Source organism: Nocardioides sp. NPDC058538, assembly GCF_042719275.1.
Taxonomy (GTDB): Bacteria; Actinomycetota; Actinomycetes; order Propionibacteriales; family Nocardioidaceae; genus Nocardioides.
This window is the reverse complement of record NZ_JBHXNY010000016.1, coordinates 34,816-50,039: the sequence shown is the minus strand read 5'-3', so window position 1 is coordinate 50,039 and position 15,224 is coordinate 34,816. Positions and strand designations below refer to the sequence as shown.

General features: G+C 67.9%; 12 protein-coding genes. 4 read left to right on the top strand and 8 right to left on the bottom strand.

What is annotated here, in order from left to right:
• The first annotated feature begins 47 nt into the window (after positions 1-47).
• On the top strand, positions 48-797 hold the full coding sequence (locus tag ACFWQC_RS15785) for a sigma-70 family RNA polymerase sigma factor (protein ID WP_378679568.1): 750 nt from the start codon (positions 48-50) through the stop codon (positions 795-797).
• Positions 798-939: 142 nt separating this feature from the next.
• Positions 940-2,130 (top strand): DUF5667 domain-containing protein, encoded by a 1,191-nt coding sequence (locus tag ACFWQC_RS15780; RefSeq protein ID WP_378679565.1) that lies wholly within the window; start codon positions 940-942, stop codon positions 2,128-2,130.
• A 143-nt stretch (positions 2,131-2,273) separates the two neighbouring features.
• Here ACFWQC_RS15780 and ACFWQC_RS15775 read toward each other — a convergent pair whose 3' ends face one another.
• The 5 genes from ACFWQC_RS15775 to ACFWQC_RS15755 all read right to left on the bottom strand — a co-directional run bounded on the left by ACFWQC_RS15775 (position 2,274) and on the right by ACFWQC_RS15755 (position 6,192).
• The gene (locus ACFWQC_RS15775; protein WP_378679562.1) at positions 2,274-3,230 is read right to left on the bottom strand and encodes a lysophospholipid acyltransferase family protein; all 957 of its coding nucleotides are present in this window, start codon (positions 3,228-3,230) and stop codon (positions 2,274-2,276) included.
• Positions 3,223-4,272 (bottom strand): NAD-dependent epimerase/dehydratase family protein, encoded by a 1,050-nt coding sequence (locus tag ACFWQC_RS15770; RefSeq protein ID WP_378679559.1) that lies wholly within the window; start codon positions 4,270-4,272, stop codon positions 3,223-3,225. The genes ACFWQC_RS15775 and ACFWQC_RS15770 overlap by 8 nt, the downstream gene beginning before the upstream one ends.
• A 14-nt stretch (positions 4,273-4,286) precedes the next feature.
• A complete protein-coding gene (locus ACFWQC_RS15765; protein ID WP_008356322.1) occupies positions 4,287-4,388 on the bottom strand; it encodes a 30S ribosomal protein bS22 in 102 nt (33 codons plus the stop codon).
• A gap of 185 nt (positions 4,389-4,573) precedes the next feature.
• Positions 4,574-4,777, bottom strand: a complete 204-nt coding sequence (locus ACFWQC_RS15760; protein ID WP_008356311.1) for a helix-turn-helix domain-containing protein — start codon at positions 4,775-4,777, stop codon at positions 4,574-4,576.
• A gap of 209 nt (positions 4,778-4,986) precedes the next feature.
• Entirely contained in the window at positions 4,987-6,192 is a 1,206-nt protein-coding gene (locus ACFWQC_RS15755) for an acetoin utilization protein AcuC (protein ID WP_378679552.1), read from the bottom strand.
• Between the two features lie 184 nt (positions 6,193-6,376).
• On the opposite strand from ACFWQC_RS15755, the gene trpS reads away from it, so the two are divergent.
• Positions 6,377-7,354, top strand: a complete 978-nt coding sequence (trpS, locus tag ACFWQC_RS15750; protein WP_378679549.1) for a tryptophan--tRNA ligase — start codon at positions 6,377-6,379, stop codon at positions 7,352-7,354.
• Between the two features lie 97 nt (positions 7,355-7,451).
• Here the strand turns inward: trpS and ACFWQC_RS15745 are convergent, their stop codons facing one another.
• A complete protein-coding gene (locus ACFWQC_RS15745) occupies positions 7,452-8,903 on the bottom strand; it encodes an MFS transporter (protein WP_378679546.1) in 1,452 nt (483 codons plus the stop codon).
• Positions 8,904-9,160: 257 nt separating this feature from the next.
• Between ACFWQC_RS15745 and ACFWQC_RS15740 the strand changes: the two genes are divergently transcribed.
• Positions 9,161-10,270 carry a ScyD/ScyE family protein gene (locus tag ACFWQC_RS15740; protein ID WP_378679543.1) on the top strand — a complete coding sequence of 370 codons (1,110 nt, stop codon included), beginning with the start codon at positions 9,161-9,163 and terminating at the stop codon, positions 10,268-10,270.
• A gap of 59 nt (positions 10,271-10,329) precedes the next feature.
• On the opposite strand, the gene ACFWQC_RS15735 is transcribed toward ACFWQC_RS15740, so the two are convergent.
• Complete coding sequence (locus tag ACFWQC_RS15735) at positions 10,330-11,787, bottom strand: alkaline phosphatase PhoX (RefSeq protein ID WP_378679540.1); 1,458 nt, start codon at positions 11,785-11,787, stop codon at positions 10,330-10,332.
• 131 nt (positions 11,788-11,918) lie between these two features.
• Positions 11,919-15,098: a type I restriction endonuclease subunit R gene (locus ACFWQC_RS15730; RefSeq protein WP_378679537.1), complete on the bottom strand. Its 3,180-nt coding sequence runs from the start codon at positions 15,096-15,098 to the stop codon at positions 11,919-11,921.
• Positions 15,099-15,224 lie beyond the last annotated feature (126 nt).

Sequence of the window (15,224 nt, the reverse complement as noted above, 5' to 3'; positions counted from 1 at the left end):
CGGGAGGGACCCACATGTCGCGCCGCGCCAATGACGTCCATCGTCGCTTGGATGCACTGCGTGCTGCGGTCGAGCTCTTGATGAACGAGGGCTACGAGCCCGCCTACGCCGGTGTCGCCGGTGCGTCCGGTCCGCTCGCCGAGCCCGAGCGTGGCGGCTCGGGTGGCACTCACGAGCCCAAGCCCCACCCCGACAACGAGCCGGACGACGACGCCGAGCTCGCCACCTCCTCGGAGGAGAGCGAGGCCGACCGCACCCGGCTGATCGCGCTCGTCGAGCTCGCCCGCAAGGGCGACAAGGAGGCTTTCGGCCTCCTCTACGACCACTACCACGGTGCGGTCTACCGGTTCCTCTTCTACCGGACCCGCTCCACCCAGGTCGCCGAGGACCTCACCTCGGAGACGTTCTTCCGCGCGCTCCGCTCGATGACCGGCTTCCGCTGGCAGGGCAAGGACTTCGGCGCCTGGCTGATGACCATCGCGCGCAACCTGGCCACGGACCACTTCAAGGCGGGACGTACGCGCCTGGAGATGACCACCGAGGACATGGGTCAGCACGACTCGTCCTCGGACGGGCCCGAGAAGATCGTGATGGCCGGGATCACCAACGAGATGCTGCTCGGGGCTCTCTCCAAACTGCCCGACGAGCAACGCGACTGCATCATCATGCGTTTCCTCCAAGGGCTGTCAATCGCGGAGACAGCCGCTATCCTCGGGCGCAGCGACGGAGCCGTGAAACAGCTCCAGCTGCGCGGGATCCGCAATCTCGCCAAGCAGATGCCCGACGGGATCCGCTGATGACTGTGTTCCGCACCACCTTGAATGCTCGACCGGTTGCCGTAACCCGCGGCCGGGGCGACTCGTTGTCTGACATGGCAGCACCTTGTGTGCAGCTGTTTCGACGAATCCCTGACAGCCGATACCGAGTAGGAACCCCCCGATGAGCCCGGCATTCCCGGCGCGAAAGCGTGCCGACGAGTTCGACCGAATGGTCGCGGCTGCTGCCGCGACGGATCGGCGTGCCTCGCAGTCTGCCGACGAGCTTCGTGATCTGGCCGTCTTCGCTTCGTCGCTCTCCACTCTCAGCGACTCCGCCGTCCCCAGTCGCGACTTCTCCGTCTCCCTTCGCGAGCGGCTCATGGAGGCCGCAGCCACCGAGCTCGTGCCCGCGCCGCGCACCGAGAGGACGGTCGAGCGCAAGCTCACCGTCGGTCCCGTACGCAGGCCGCGCCGGCAGCGCAAGCTCGCCGTCGCCTTCGCCGCGATGGCGATCGTCGGCGGCACTGCAGGTGCCGCGGCCGCGTCCCAGACCGCTCTGCCCGGTGACTCGCTCTACCCGGTCAAGCGTGCCGTGGAGAACGTCTCCGCCGGCTTCACCGTCAGCACCCAGGCCCGTGGCATCCGGATCCTCGAGGACGCCGGCACTCGCCTGCGCGAGGCCAAGTCGCTGGTCGCCGACGCGCCGATGACCGACTCCGAGCGGGTCACCACGACGCTCGAGACCTTCTCGCGACAGGCCGCGCACGGCTCCGACCTGTTGATCAGCGACTTCGAGCAGTCCCAGGACAACGACTCGCTCGCCCAGCTGCGTACGTTCGCAGCCGATGGCGTCGAGGAGCTGGCCGAGCTGAGCCCGAAGGTGCCCGAGCGTGCCGAGCCGGCCGTCTCCGACGCCGCGCAGACCCTCGTGCTGATCGACCAGGCCGCTGCCCAGCTCTGCCCCACCTGCGAGGGTGGCATCACCGAGCTTCCCGCGACGCTGGTCTCCAGCCTCACCTCCGACATCGACGGGCTGCTTCCGGCCGACACCGTCGTCGAGGCCGAGGCGCTGCCGCCGCTCAACCAGGACGACAACGCCCTCGATCTGCCCTCCATCGACCCCGACAAGATCGGTCCCGGCTCGGTGACCGACCCCAAGGGCGAGAAGGACGAGGCGGAGAAGCCCTCCGAGGAACCGGAAGAGGACGGCAGCATCCTGCCGACGCCCTCCACCCCCTCCGACGGGGATCCCTCCGAGGACCCGGACACCGACCCCGGCACCGTGACGGACCCCGTCACCGGTCTGGTCACCGGCGTCACCGGTCTGGTCGGCGACGTGCTCGCCGGCGCCACCGGTCTCCTCACCCCCTAACCCGGGCCGAAGCGTCACTGGCGCCGGTCGAGTTGGCACAGACGTGCCGTCTCGGCCGGCGCAGCTGACTTCTCGGCCGGCGCAGCTGACTTCTCGGCCGGCGCAGCTGACTTCTCGGCCGGCGGGGGTGACTTCTCGGCGCGTCAGCCGAAGACGGAGGCGCGCTCGCCCAGCAGGCGGTAGAGCGTCTGCTGGATCGTCTCGCGCACCTGGTCGGTGACATTGAAGACCAGCATCGGGTCGTCGGCCTCCGAGGCGTCGTACGCATCGGTGCGGATCGGCTCGCCGAACTCGATCAGCCACTTCGACGGGAGCGGGATGAGACCCAGCGGCCCGAGGAGCGGGAAGAACGGCGTGATCGGCAGATAGGGCACGCCGATGACCTTGGCGAGAGCCGGGATGTTGCCGACCAGCGGGTAGATCTCCTCGGCGCCGACGACGGAGAGCGGCACGATCGGGACACCGGTGCGCAGCGCGGAGGAGACGAAGCCGCCGCGGCCGAAGCGCTGGAGCTTGTAGCGCTCGCTGTAGGGCTTGCCGATGCCCTTGAAGCCCTCGGGCCAGACGCCGACCAGCTCGCCGTTGCGCAGCATCCGCTCGGCATCCTCGCTGCAGGCCAGCGTCGCGCCCGCCTTGCGGGCGATGTTGCCGACGATCGGCATCCGGAAGACCAGGTCGGCCCCGAGCGGGCGCAGGTTGCGACCGAGCTCGTCGTGGATCGAGACCATCGTCATCAGGCCGTCCATCGGGATGGTGCCGGAGTGGTTGGAGACGATCAGGGCGCCGCCGTCGGTCGGGATGTTCTCGATGCCGCGCACCTCGACCCGGAACCACTTCTCCTTGATCGGCCGCAGCACGGCCAGCATGAAGCGTTGGGTGAGCTCGCGGTCGAAGCCGTACTCGTCGACGGAATATTCCCCGGAGATCCTGCGGCGCAGGAACACGATGAACCGAGCGAGCTGCTCCTCCCACTCAGCACCGAAGACCTCCTTCGCGGCGCTCTCCAGAGCCGCTGCCCAGTCGGCCGCCGGGATCGCCCGCAGCGGGTGGCGCTCGCGCGCCGTGGCACCGGGAAAACCCTGGGCGGGGGACTCAGTCACCGGGCGCTCCTGTCAGTCGGCTCTCCAAGGCGGCCAGCGCACGGTCGGCACGGTTCGCGGACGGCATCACGCTGTCCGCGAAGTCTACGACCGTGTCCTCGGTCGTGTATCGGGGTTCGAAGCCCAACAGCGAGCGCATCCGCGTGGTGTCGACGCCACGACCGTAGGTCAGCAGAGCCCGCAGCTCGGCGGGATACTCGCCGCCGCCGAACCTCGCCAGACCGAACACGGGCTCGGGGATCGGCACCGTGACCCGCTGCAGCCGTCGCGCGACCTGCGAATGGGTCAGCACGCCGTCGCCGGCGACGTTGAACGTCCCGGGGACCCCGGTGCGTACAGCATGCTCGAGGACGCCGTAGAGGTCCTGCTCGTGGAGGAACTGAAGGCGGGGGTCGAAGCCGAGCACGTTGGGCACGACCGCGCGCCGGAAGTGGGACGCGATCGGGCTGACCACGCTCGGCCCGAGGACGTTGGCACAGCGCAGCACTGTGACCGCGATGTCCGGGCGACGGCGGGCGAAGCCGCGTACGTAGGACTCGACGTCGGCCGCGTCGCGGGCATAGCCGGAGGACGGGGTGCGCCGCGGCTCCATCGACTCGGTGAACATCGCCGGGTCGCGGCTGCTCGCCCCGTAGACCTGGGTCGTCGACTTCACCACGACCTGACGCAGGGACGGCGCAGTCTGACAGGCCGCGAGGAGCTGCATCGTCCCGATGACGTTGAGCTCCTTCATCGTCGAACGACCCCCGGTGGTGCCGGGGGTCGCGATGACGCTGAGGTGGACGACGGTGTCGACCTCCTCCTTGGCGATCACCTTGGCGATCACCGGGTTGCGGATATCGGCTCGGACGAATCCGACCTTGCCGATGTCACCGCGAGGCGGTGCGACATCGACTCCGATCACCCGCTCGACGTTCGGGTGGCGGGCGGCAGCGCGCGCAAAACGGCGACCGAGGTCACGCGAGACCCCGGTGACCAGGAGGACCCGACCTTGCTGCCCGCCTCGGGCTTCGCTTCGGCCAGGTCCGGTGCGTTCCGCCACCTACGCCACGAACGTCACTTGCCGAGCTTGCGGCGCTGGACGCGAGTCTTCTTGAGCAGCTTGCGGTGCTTCTTCTTCGCCATGCGCTTGCGACGCTTCTTGATGACAGAACCCACGGGGAACCCTTCACGATCGTTGCAGAGAATGCCGGCCCGGTGCCGACGCGGCCACTCACCGCAGCGCGCGGCAAACAGACCTAGGGGGTAAGACTAACGAAGCCAGGGCACCCAGAGAGAATCGGTGACCCGATGGGACCGGTGTTGCCCCCGCGCCCATTGTGCCCGGGCGCGGGGTCCGACAACTAGCCCGCGTTGTAGAACGAGCTCTTGAGGTACTCGTTCGCGTCGTCCTCCCGAACCCGGAAGGAACGACCGACACGCACCGCAGGCAGCTCGCCCGAATGAACCAACCGGTAGACCGTCATCTTGGATACGCGCATCATCGACGCAACCTCGGCAACGGTCAGGAACTTGCTGTCAGAGATGTCTCCAGAAGGAGTAACCATCTGCTTCCACCGTTCTCTCTCGAGTGATCGCGACGCCGGCGGCTTCCCCACCGCCGGTCCAAAACGCGATCCCAAAGTGAGAATAGGGCCTGATGTGACTGATGGGGAAGGGGACACCCCTGAGAATCTCACATACCACCGGCGTGTCGAGTTGCATTTGGGCGCGACGAACCGCGGTTTCTAGACCGTCCCGAAACTACCTGACTGGGCTACGGCATCGGGTCGAGCCCGTGCAGCGGGAACACCGCTGTGCGAGTCGCGTGGACCTGCCGGTCCAGCCACGTGCCGGGGTCGTATCCGCTCCCCCAGTCGCGGTAGGCCGGTTCACGCCCGTCCGTCATGCGCAACGGTGCGACCCTCCCGAGGCGCGTCTGCACGTGCTCACGCCAGCCACCTGGCACGTCGAGCGTCGGCTCCAAGGGATTCCCCGACACTAGCGCAAGAAGGTGCGTCCATGCGCGTGGCACGACGTCTACGACCGCATAACCGCCGCCGCCGAACGCCACCCACTTGCCGCCGCACACCTCGTGGGCGAGCTCGTGGAGCGCGACGTACGCCGCCCGCTGGCCGTCCACGCTGAGCGCCAGGTCGGCGAGAGGGTCGTCGGTGTGCGAGTCGCAGCCCTGCTGTGTCACCAGGATCTCCGGCTGGAACTCCCGGATCAGGTCGGGCACGACGGCATGGAAGGCGCGCAGCCAGCCGTGGTCGGCGGTGCCGGGCGGCAGCGCGACGTTGACCGCGGTCCCCTCGGCCTCGGGGCCGCCGACCTCCTCGGCAAAGCCCGTGCCGGGGAAGAGCAGCTGACCTGTCTCGTGGAGGGAGATCGTCAGGACGCGCGGGTCGTTCCAGAACGCCCGCTCGACGCCGTCACCGTGGTGCACGTCCACGTCGACGTACGCGACCTTCTTCACGCCCTGGTCGAGGAGCCACTGGATGCCGGCGGCGACGTCGTTGTAGATGCAGAACCCGGCGGCCCGTCCCCGCATCGCGTGGTGGAGGCCGCCCATGATGTTGGCGCTGTGCAGGCTCTCGCCGGAGTAGACCTGGCGGCAGGCCTCGATGCTCGCGCCGACGATGTGGGCGCTGGCGTCGTGGATGTGCGCGAAGACCGGGTCGTCCTCGGTGCCGAGGCCGTGGGCGAGGTCCGACTCGCCGCTCATGCCGGCCTTGATGACCGCCTCGATGTAGCTCTCGTCGTGGATGGTGAGCAGCTGCTCCGGGGTGCCCATCGGCGCCTCGACGACCTTCAGATGGTCGAGTACGCCGAGCTCGCCGGCCAGGCGCATCGTCAGGTCCACCCGGATCGGCGCCATCGGGTGGCTCGGGCCGAAGTCGTAGTCGGCCAGACTCTCGTCGAACACGACCGTCGAGTGCCCCTGGCACGAGGTCGGCCATGTGGTCGGCGGAGTCGTCATGGGCCACACGGTATCCGTGACGTGTGCGACACTGGAGAGGTGTTCAGCATTCGTTCCACCCAGTGGTGGTCCGCCTCGTAGGCGGTCCACCCGATTGTTGAGCACTCACATCAGGCCGCCCCCGGGCGGCCTTTCTCGTTGATCGCGGCTGACCCGTGGGCCTCACCACCCCGAAAGGTCCACCATGACCAGGCGACTCTCCCTCATCACACCCTCCGGCCGACTCACCATCGGCAACCTGCTCGGCGCGCTGCGGCCGATGCGATGTATCGAGCCTGTCGAGATGGCCGCGACGGCCGACTCGGACGCCTTCTACGGCCTCTCCGACCTGCACGCACTGACGCTGCCGCACGAACCGTCGGTGCTGCGTACGCGGACGGAGGAGATGGCTCTCCTCCTGATGGCATCCGGGCTCGAACCGGCCACGTTGTTCATCCAGTCCCACGTCCCCGCGCATCGCTCGCTCGGCTACCTGCTCGAGTGCGTCGCGCACACCGGCGAGCTCGGCCGGATGATCCAGTTCAAGGAGAAGTCGCGACGCGTCGGGGCGTCGGTGCGCGCCTCGCTGTTCACCTATCCGGTGCTGATGGCGGCCGACATCCTGCTCTACCGGGCGACCGAGGTGCCCGTCGGTGACGACCAGCGCCAGCACGTCGAGCTCGCCCGGGACATCGCGATCCGGTTCAACACGACATACGGCCGGGTCTTCTCGGTCCCTCGGGCCGTCCACCCCGAGGCCGGGGCCCGGATCATGGATCTGGCCGAGCCGACGCGCAAGATGTCGAAGTCGGCCGGCGACGCGCACCCCGGGTCGATCTTCCTGCTGGACGATGCCGACGTCGTACGTCGCAAGGTGGCCCGTGCTGTCACCGACTCCGCCGGAGACGTCTCCCGCGACGAGGATCGGCCGGGGATCACCAACCTGATCGACATCCTCGAGGCCTGCGGCGGTTCCCCTGCTGGGTTGTCCGGCTACGGCGCTCTGAAGTCGGCTGTCGCCGACGCGGTCATCGCCGAGCTCGAACCGATCCAGAAGCGCTACCGCGAGCTCGCCGCCGACCGGGCGTATGTGACGCAGGTGTACGCCGCCGGAGCCGAGCGCTGCCGTGAGGCAACCGCTCCGATCCTGGCCGCGGCGGAGGCGGCGATCGGGCTGGCCTGAGGGCGGCCGGCCCGTGTAACACGCTGTTCGTAGGACTACTCGCCCTATCTGAACGGGCGAGAAGACCTACGAACGACGTGTTACACGGGCCGGGCCGTCAGATCCGCACGTCGGCCAGCTCGCCCACCCGCGCCCCCTGCGGCCGCAGGTAGACCACGAAGGTGACCAGGGCGCAGATGGCGTAGAAAGCGGTGAAGGCGATGAACGCCGACTTGGTGGCGTCGAGGGGGTTGTCGACCCAGGGGCTGTTGAAGGCGATCGGGATGAGGAAGCCGCCGACCGCGCCGACGGCGCCGATGATGCCGACCGCTGCGGAGGACTTCTTGGTCGCGCCGACGAGTGCGGCGTCGCGCTCGGCGGTGCCCGGTGTGGTGGCCAGCTCGGCCTCACGACGGAAGATCGACGGGATCATCTTGTACGTCGAACCGTTGCCGATGCCGGTCGAGGCGAAGACCAGCATGAAGAAGCCCAGGAAGACCGGGAACCACGACTGGTTCGCCGCCGCGATCGCCGGCGAGGCGTCCGGGTTCGGGGTGAGCTGCATCAGCGTCCACAGCACCGCGAGGGTGAAGACGACCATCCCGATGAACGCGCCGAGGGTGACCTTCGCGCCGCCCCAGCGGTCGGCCAGCCAGCCACCCAGCGGCCGGGTCGCGGAGCCGATCAGGGCGCCGAGGAAGGCGAAGTAGGCGAAGTAGATGCCGGTGCCGAGCGGCGCGGGCTCGGGCACCCAGAAGTTGAGCTTGATCAGCAGCGGCATCGCGGCGGAGTAGCCGATGAAGGACCCGAAGGTGCCGATGTAGAGGAACGACATGATCCAGGTCTGCTTGGACTTCACGACCGAGAGCTGTTCCATCGGGGAGGACTTTGCGTCAGTGATGTTGTCCATGAAGAAGAAGGCGGCGAAGATCGCGATGACGGCCAGCGCCGCGTACACGAACGCGGCCCGCTCGAGGTGGATGCCGCCGTCGGAGGCCTTGATCAGCCCGAAGATGCCGGCACCACCGACGATGACCGGCAGCAGGAACTGGATGAGCGCGACGCCGAGGTTCCCGCCGGCGGCGTTGAGGCCGAGCGCGGCACCCTTCTTGTCGGACGGGTAGAAGAAGTTGATGTTCGCCATCGAGGAGGCGAAGTTCCCGCCGCCGAGGCCGGCGGTGGCGGCGATGACGCAGAAGACCCAGTAGGGAGTGGAGGGCTGGGTGACGGCGTACGCGAATCCGAGGGTCGGCACGAGCAGCAGCGCGGCCGACATCATCGTCCAGTTGCGGCCGCCGAACTTCGGCACCGCGAGGGTGTAGGGCACCCGCAGCAGCGAGCCGACCAGGTTCGGGATGGCGATCAGGAAGAACAGCTGGCTCGGGGTGAAGTCGAAGCCCTGGGCGACCAGGAAGGCCGAGGAGACCGACCAGATCAGCCAGACCGAGAAGCCGAGGTGCTCGGCGAAGATCGACCAGATCAGGTTGCGGCGGGCGGTCTTGGCTCCGGTCTCCTCCCAGAAGGTGGCGTCCTCCGGACGCCAGTCGTCGATCCAGTAGCGGCGGCTCATGGTGGGCTCCTCAGATGCGGCAGTCGGCGAGATATCACTCACCATCGCCAGTCCACGTTTCAGCCGGCGCCAACCCTCGCGCGCAGGCCCGTCAACTTCCTCTCACGACCTCACAGGGCTCACAACCTCACCGTTGCCACCGAGAACGGCCTTACCCAAACCGGGCGATTCGATCGCCACCAGTGGCAATGAGACTGAAGAACGACCGGCGACGACGCGGTCGCCGGTCGGTACAGACAACACAAGGGGGACACACAATGTCCAGACTTCCACGGTGTCTGACGGCGGCTGTCGCACTGATCATCGGCGCGGCGCTCATCGCCACCACCCCGGCAGCACAGGCTCACTCGAAACCCAAGCTGCCCAAGGGCGTACTCGCATCCGGCCTGCTCTCCCCGCTCAGCGCGGCGGTGGACCATGACGGCACGGCGTACGTCTCCTCGAACTTCGCCGGGCAGATCCTGAAGGCCCGTCCGGGCAAGAAGGCCAAGGTCGTCTACACCGACCCCAACGGATACGAGGTCGGCGGGCTGTCCGTCCGCGACGGCGTGGTGACCTTCGTGGTCACCCGGTCCAACCGCGAGACCTTCGAGAACACGGGCAGCTGGCTGAAGCGGCTCTACCCCTCGGGCAAGGTCAAGACCGTCGCCGACCTGCACGCCTACGAGAAGAAGCGCAACCCCGACGGCCGTACGTCCTACGGATTCCGCGACGACGACACCGACTGCAACGCGAAGTGGCCGGCCGAGATCGGCGCGCCCGCGGCCTACAAGGGCGGCATCGACTCGCACCCGTACGCCACGGCCACCCAGCACGGCCGCACCTACGTCGCGGACGCCGGCGGCAACAGCATCCTGTCGGTCTCCTCGCACGGTCACATCCGGACCGTCACGACCCTGCCGGGGATCCCGTACACGTTCACCCCGGAGGTGGTCGCCGGCTTCGGGCTCGACCCGTGCTTCGAAGGCCGGACCTACTACTTCGAGGGCGTCCCGACCGACGTCGAGACCAGCCATCACGGACGTCTCTACGTGTCCAGCCTGCCGGGCGGACCGGAGGGTCCTGAGCTCGGTCCTCGTGGCAGCGTCTTCAAGATCGACGCCAGGACGGGACACAAGAGGCAGGTCGCCAAGGGCTTCCTCGGCGCCACCGGCGTCGCGGTGAGTCCGCGCGGCACGCTCTACGTGGCCGAGATGTTCGGCAACAAGATCACCGCCGTACGCCACGGCCACCGCTGGACCAAGGCTTCACCGCCGACCCCAGGGGCGGTCGAGTGGACCAGGTGGGGCGTGGTCGCCACGATCGACGTCCTCTCCGGCACCGACGGCAACTCGCCGCCGGCCGGCAAGCTGGTCAACCTCGGGTGATCCGGACGTACGCGGCGGGCGGCCCGAGTCGCCCGCCGCGTACGTCTTCCTTCTCGGCCTCAGCCGAGGTAGCGCTCCCACGGGCCGGTGATGGCCAGGGTGTAGCCGGGGTCCTGCATGTTGACGAAGAGGACCTTGCCGTCGGGCGAGAAGCACGGCCCGCAGAACTCGGAGTCGTTGAGATCGTTGCGGGCGATGGCGTATGCCGGGCCGCCGGGGAACGCGCCGAGCACGTGCGAGGCGCCGGTGCCGTCCTCGGCGAGCACCAGCGAACCCCAGGGGGTGACGGTGACGTTGTCGGGGCCGTCGAAGGTGAGGTCGCTGTACTTCGGCGCCGGGGCGTCGTCCTCGGACTGCGTCTGGTGCGGGAAGTACGTCACCAGTTGGATGGTCTCGGCCGCGTAGTCGTAGAACCAGACCATGCCGTCGTGCGGCGACGCGTCGGCAGGCATGTCGCCCTCCTCCCACGCGTAGGAGTTGACCACGTAGACGCCCTCGTCGGTGCCCCACACGCCCTCGAACTTGCGCCCTCGGGTGACCTCGCCGTCGGCGAACTGCTCGCGGCACGGCGTCTCCTGGGCGTCGCGCTCGGGCACGGTCTTCCACTTCACAGGGAAGGGCTGGCCCATCTGCGCGGAGGTCAGGTACGCCACGTCGGGCAGCACCGAGCCGTCGGGGAGGATGATCTGCATCGCGGCGAGCGTGCCGGCGTCGTCGGCCAGGTCGGTGAGCACACCCGGACCGAGCCTCACCCCTGCCGGGGCGGTCCAGCGGTAGAAGAGCCCGTTGGGCTCGTCGGCGTCCTCGGAGAGGAAGACCTTGGTGCGGGTCCTGTCGATCGCGACGGCCTCGTGGTCGTAGCGGCCGAAGGCCTTGATCGGGCGCGGGTCGGCCGAGCCGTCGGCCCAGACCTCGAAGACGTAGCCGTGGTCCTTCTCGTAGACACCCGTGGTGCCGTCCTCACCCTCCCACTCCTCACCGGCGTCGTTGACGGTCTCCTCGCAGGTCAGCCAGGTCCCCCACGGTGTCGGGCCGCCGGCGCAGTTGGTGGAGGTGCCCGAGATCGCGACGAACTCACCGAAGTTGGCGCCGCCCGCGTCGGTGGTGATCACGGTGCAGCCGCCCGACGGTGCGCCCGGGTCGTAGACGGTGCCGTCGACCAGCGGCACCGAGATGCCCTCGCCGGGCTCGATCTCGTGGTTCTGGATCAGCGTGTAGCGCCCACGCCGGCCACCGAGCACCATCATTCCGTCGTGGTTGGACGGCGTCTTCTCCCCCGTCTTCAGGGTCGTCTCCCCGGCGGAGGTGACGATGGCGTACGTGAACCCCTCGGCCAGCGCGAGGATCCCCTTGGGGTCGTCCACGAGCGGCGGGAACGGCTCGCGGGCGCGCTTGCGTCCGGGGGTGCCGGGCCGGGCCGGCTTCGCCTCGGCAAGAGCGGGAACGGCACCGGCGACGGCCAGGCCGACCCCGGCCGCGGCTCCTCCGGTGAGCAGGGAGCGTCGAGTTGCGGACATGGGTTGGTACTCCTCGGAGCTTGGTAGGGGATCCCGAGACAGGTCTCAGCCCTCAACCCAAGCCAGTCCGCACCACCTGCGCGCCCGCCCGCGGTGAACCTCAGGCGACGGCAGCGTGAAACGTACGCCGCTTATGCCCCAGGCGCCTCCGCGTAACGGGGCGCCAGCGACTCCATCTGGTCCATCACCAGCTGGATGGCGCTGGCCTGCTTGTCGGGCGGGTACTTGTACTTCACGAGCAGCCGTTTGATCGACGACCTCAGCTTCGCCCGTACGTCGTCACGAACCGTCCAGTCGGTCTTGACATCGCGCTGCATGATCGCGACGAGTTCTCGGGCGATCTGAGCGAGTACGTCCTCGCCCTGGATCTCCACAGCCGACTCGTTGCTGGAGACGGCGTCGTAGAAGGCGAGCTCGTCGGAGTCCAGCGGCGGGGAGAAGTGCTGGCCGCGGTTGGCTTCCGCAGCGACCTCGTGAGCCAGCTCGATCAGCTCGGCGATGACTTCTGCCGAAGTGAGCTGGGAGTTGGTGTAGCGGTTCATCAGCTCCTGGATCCGCTCAGCGAAAGCCCGCTGCCGGACCAGGTTGGACCGGGTCACCTGGCTCGACTCCTCGGTGAGCAGGTCGCGCAACGCCTCGATCGCCAGGTGGGGGTTCTCTGCCTTCTGCGCCTTGGCCAGATACTCCGGACCGAGCTCACTGAGCGACGGCTTCGGCAGACCGGCAGCGTCGTAGATGTCGACGATCTCGCCGGTCACCGTCGAGGTCTCCACGAGGGAGGACAGCAGGCGCTGGATCTCCTCGGGCACCGGTCGGCCGGACGCCTGCCGTTCCTGGGCGTCGAACTTCCCCATCCAGACGCGGACCTCTTCGTAGAACCTGACCGTCTGGCGCAGTCCCTCCAGTGTCTCCTTGCCTGCTGCCAGAGCCCACGCCCGGGACAGCTGGTTGGCCAGCTTGCGGAAGCTTTCGGACAGGGTCTCTTCCCCCTCCCCTACGACATTGCCTGGCGTCGCAGGTGAGCGCAGGTAGTTCGTCAGCCCGACGGCGGCCTTCACCCACGCCCGCTGCTGGCCATCGAGCTTGGAACGCCAGTTAAACCCGGCGCAGAGCGCGTCGAGCCGCTCGACCAGATCGTTGGCGAGCTTCGCAGCCTCATCGACGTCCCGCCCGACAGGGCGCTCCTTCTGGTCGGTCTCGGTGTACTCAGCCAGAGCCTTGCCGAGGTTGTCGGCAAGCGGTGCGTACGCAACCAGCAGACCGTTCGGCTTACCTCGGAAGGTCCGGTTGACCCGCGCTAGCGTCTGCATCAGCAGCGCGCCCTTGAGCGGCCGGTCGAGGTAGAGAGTGTGCAGCGGGGGTGCGTCGAACCCGGTCAGCATCATGTCCTTGACGATCACGATCTGCAGCGGGTCCTCAGCGTCCTTGAGACGCTTCTGGATGACCTTGTTCTGGGCCTCGCGACGGACGTGCTTGCCGACCAGGCCGCTGTCCGAGGCCGATCCGGAGTAGACGACCTTCACCACTCCCTCGGCTTCGGAGTCGGCGTGCCAGTCGGGGCGCAGCGCGATGATCTCCTCGTAGAGATGGGCGCAGATCTCGCGGGTCCCACCGACGACGAACGCCTTGCCAGGCGACTCGATGAAGGGCGTGATCGCGGTCGACCGCGCCTCCCAGTGAGCCAGCAGATCGGCGGCGAGCGCTTTGAGCCGTGCGGGAGCTCCATAGACCGCATTGATGACCGCGACCGACTTCTCGATCCGGTCACGCTCGACGTCGTCGAGGCCGGTGGTCGCCTCATCCGCTGCGTTGTTGAGGTCTTCCTCACTGACCTCACCGGCCCGCTTCACCTGGATCAAGCGGGGCTCGAAGTAGACCGGAACGGTCGCGCCGTCGTCGACCGCCCGCGTCAGGTCGTAGGTGTCGATGACTCGTCCGAAGACCTCCTCGGTGTTGCGGTCGTCGAACGAGATCGGGGTCCCAGTGAAGGCGATGAACGCAGCTTGCGGAAGTGCGTCCCGGATGTGACGCGCATACCCGTCGAGGTCGTCGTAATGGCTCCGGTGGGCCTCGTCGACCACAACGACGATGTTGCGTCGCTCGGACAGCAGCGGGTGATCGAGCCCCGACTCCTTCTCCCGTTGTGAGAGCCCGAACTTCTGCAGCGTCGTGAAGTAGACGCCACCGGTCATCCGGTGGGTGAGCTCGTCCCGCAGCTGAGCACGATTGGCAACCTTGACCGGCCTTTCGCTCAGGAGGCGGCTGCTGTTGAAGCTCTCGAAGAGCTGGCTGTCGAGCTCGTTACGGTCGGTGACGACGACGATCGTCGGGTTCTTCAGCTTGGGCTGCTGAGAGACGGCATGGGCGTAGAGCTCCATCTCCATCGACTTGCCGGAACCTTGGGTGTGCCACACCACGCCAGCCTTGCCGTTGCTCTCCACGGCCGCGACGGTCGACCCGACCGCCTTGGTCACCGCGAAGTACTGGTGCGGCTTGGCGATCCTCTTGGCATAGCCACCAGCGCCCTCGTCGAAGGCGACATAGTCGCGCTGGAGCTGAAGGAACCGCTCGAGGTTGCCGATGCCGTCGATCAGGTATTCGAGCTCGACACCGATCGAGAGGTCATCGACGTCGGCTCCCGGCTTGATCGGCCGACCGTCGTCGTCGACGTTCCACGGCGAGTAGTGGTTCAGCGGCGTGAACGGGGTCCCGTACCTGGCCGTGATCCCGTCGCTGACGATCGAGAGGACACAGAATCGGAAGGCCATCGGAAACTCGCGAAGGTACGTCTCCAGCTGAGCGTGCGCGCTGGACAGGTCGGCCTGCTGCGACCCCGCGCGCTTGAGTTCCCCGATCCCGACGGGCAGCCCGTTGAGATAGAGCACGAAGTCGAACCGGCGCTCCTTCTCCCGGTTGCGAATGGTGACCTGATTGACGACGTTGAACTCGTTGTCGGCCACCCGGTGACTCACCAGCCTGATCGTCGGGCTCTGCTCGACACCGTCGTCATCGACGTACGTCAGGCCGCGGTAGCCGTCGACAAGGATCCGGTGCAGGCGATAGTTCTCCGCGATCGCGTCCTGCGACGTCGGCGCAACGATCTCGGCGAGTGCTTGAGCAAGAAAATCCGCTGGCACCGCAGGGTTGAGCCGCCTCATCGCCGCCAGCGTCCGCTCGGGCATCACCAGGTCGGACCACTCCTTGCGCCCGCCCGGCATGCCGGGCAGCACCTCCGACCCGCGGAGCGCCTCCCACCCCTGCTCGTGGAACGCCTCGACCGCGATCTGCTCCCACTCCGCTTCGCTGACCATCGCCCGTCCTGTTCGTCGACCATTTGCTTTCGACTGGCAACGTACGCCGCTCAGGGCGGCGTGTGGGCTGAACCAGGTGTTAACGGGGGTTATCGCCACCTCGCAGAGTGCCTGCGCGACATAGAC

Coding starts and splice junctions, on each gene's coding strand:
- ACFWQC_RS15760 (WP_008356311.1), bottom strand. CDS start 4,777: ATGGTTACTCCTTCTGGAGACATCTCTGACAGCAAGTTCCTGACCGTT.
- ACFWQC_RS15745 (WP_378679546.1), bottom strand. CDS start 8,903: ATGAGCCGCCGCTACTGGATCGACGACTGGCGTCCGGAGGACGCCACC.
- ACFWQC_RS15730 (WP_378679537.1), bottom strand. CDS start 15,098: ATGGTCAGCGAAGCGGAGTGGGAGCAGATCGCGGTCGAGGCGTTCCAC.
- ACFWQC_RS15780 (WP_378679565.1), top strand. CDS start 940: ATGAGCCCGGCATTCCCGGCGCGAAAGCGTGCCGACGAGTTCGACCGA.
- ACFWQC_RS15740 (WP_378679543.1), top strand. CDS start 9,161: ATGTCCAGACTTCCACGGTGTCTGACGGCGGCTGTCGCACTGATCATC.
- ACFWQC_RS15755 (WP_378679552.1), bottom strand. CDS start 6,192: ATGACGACTCCGCCGACCACATGGCCGACCTCGTGCCAGGGGCACTCG.
- ACFWQC_RS15735 (WP_378679540.1), bottom strand. CDS start 11,787: ATGTCCGCAACTCGACGCTCCCTGCTCACCGGAGGAGCCGCGGCCGGG.
- trpS (WP_378679549.1), top strand. CDS start 6,377: ATGACCAGGCGACTCTCCCTCATCACACCCTCCGGCCGACTCACCATC.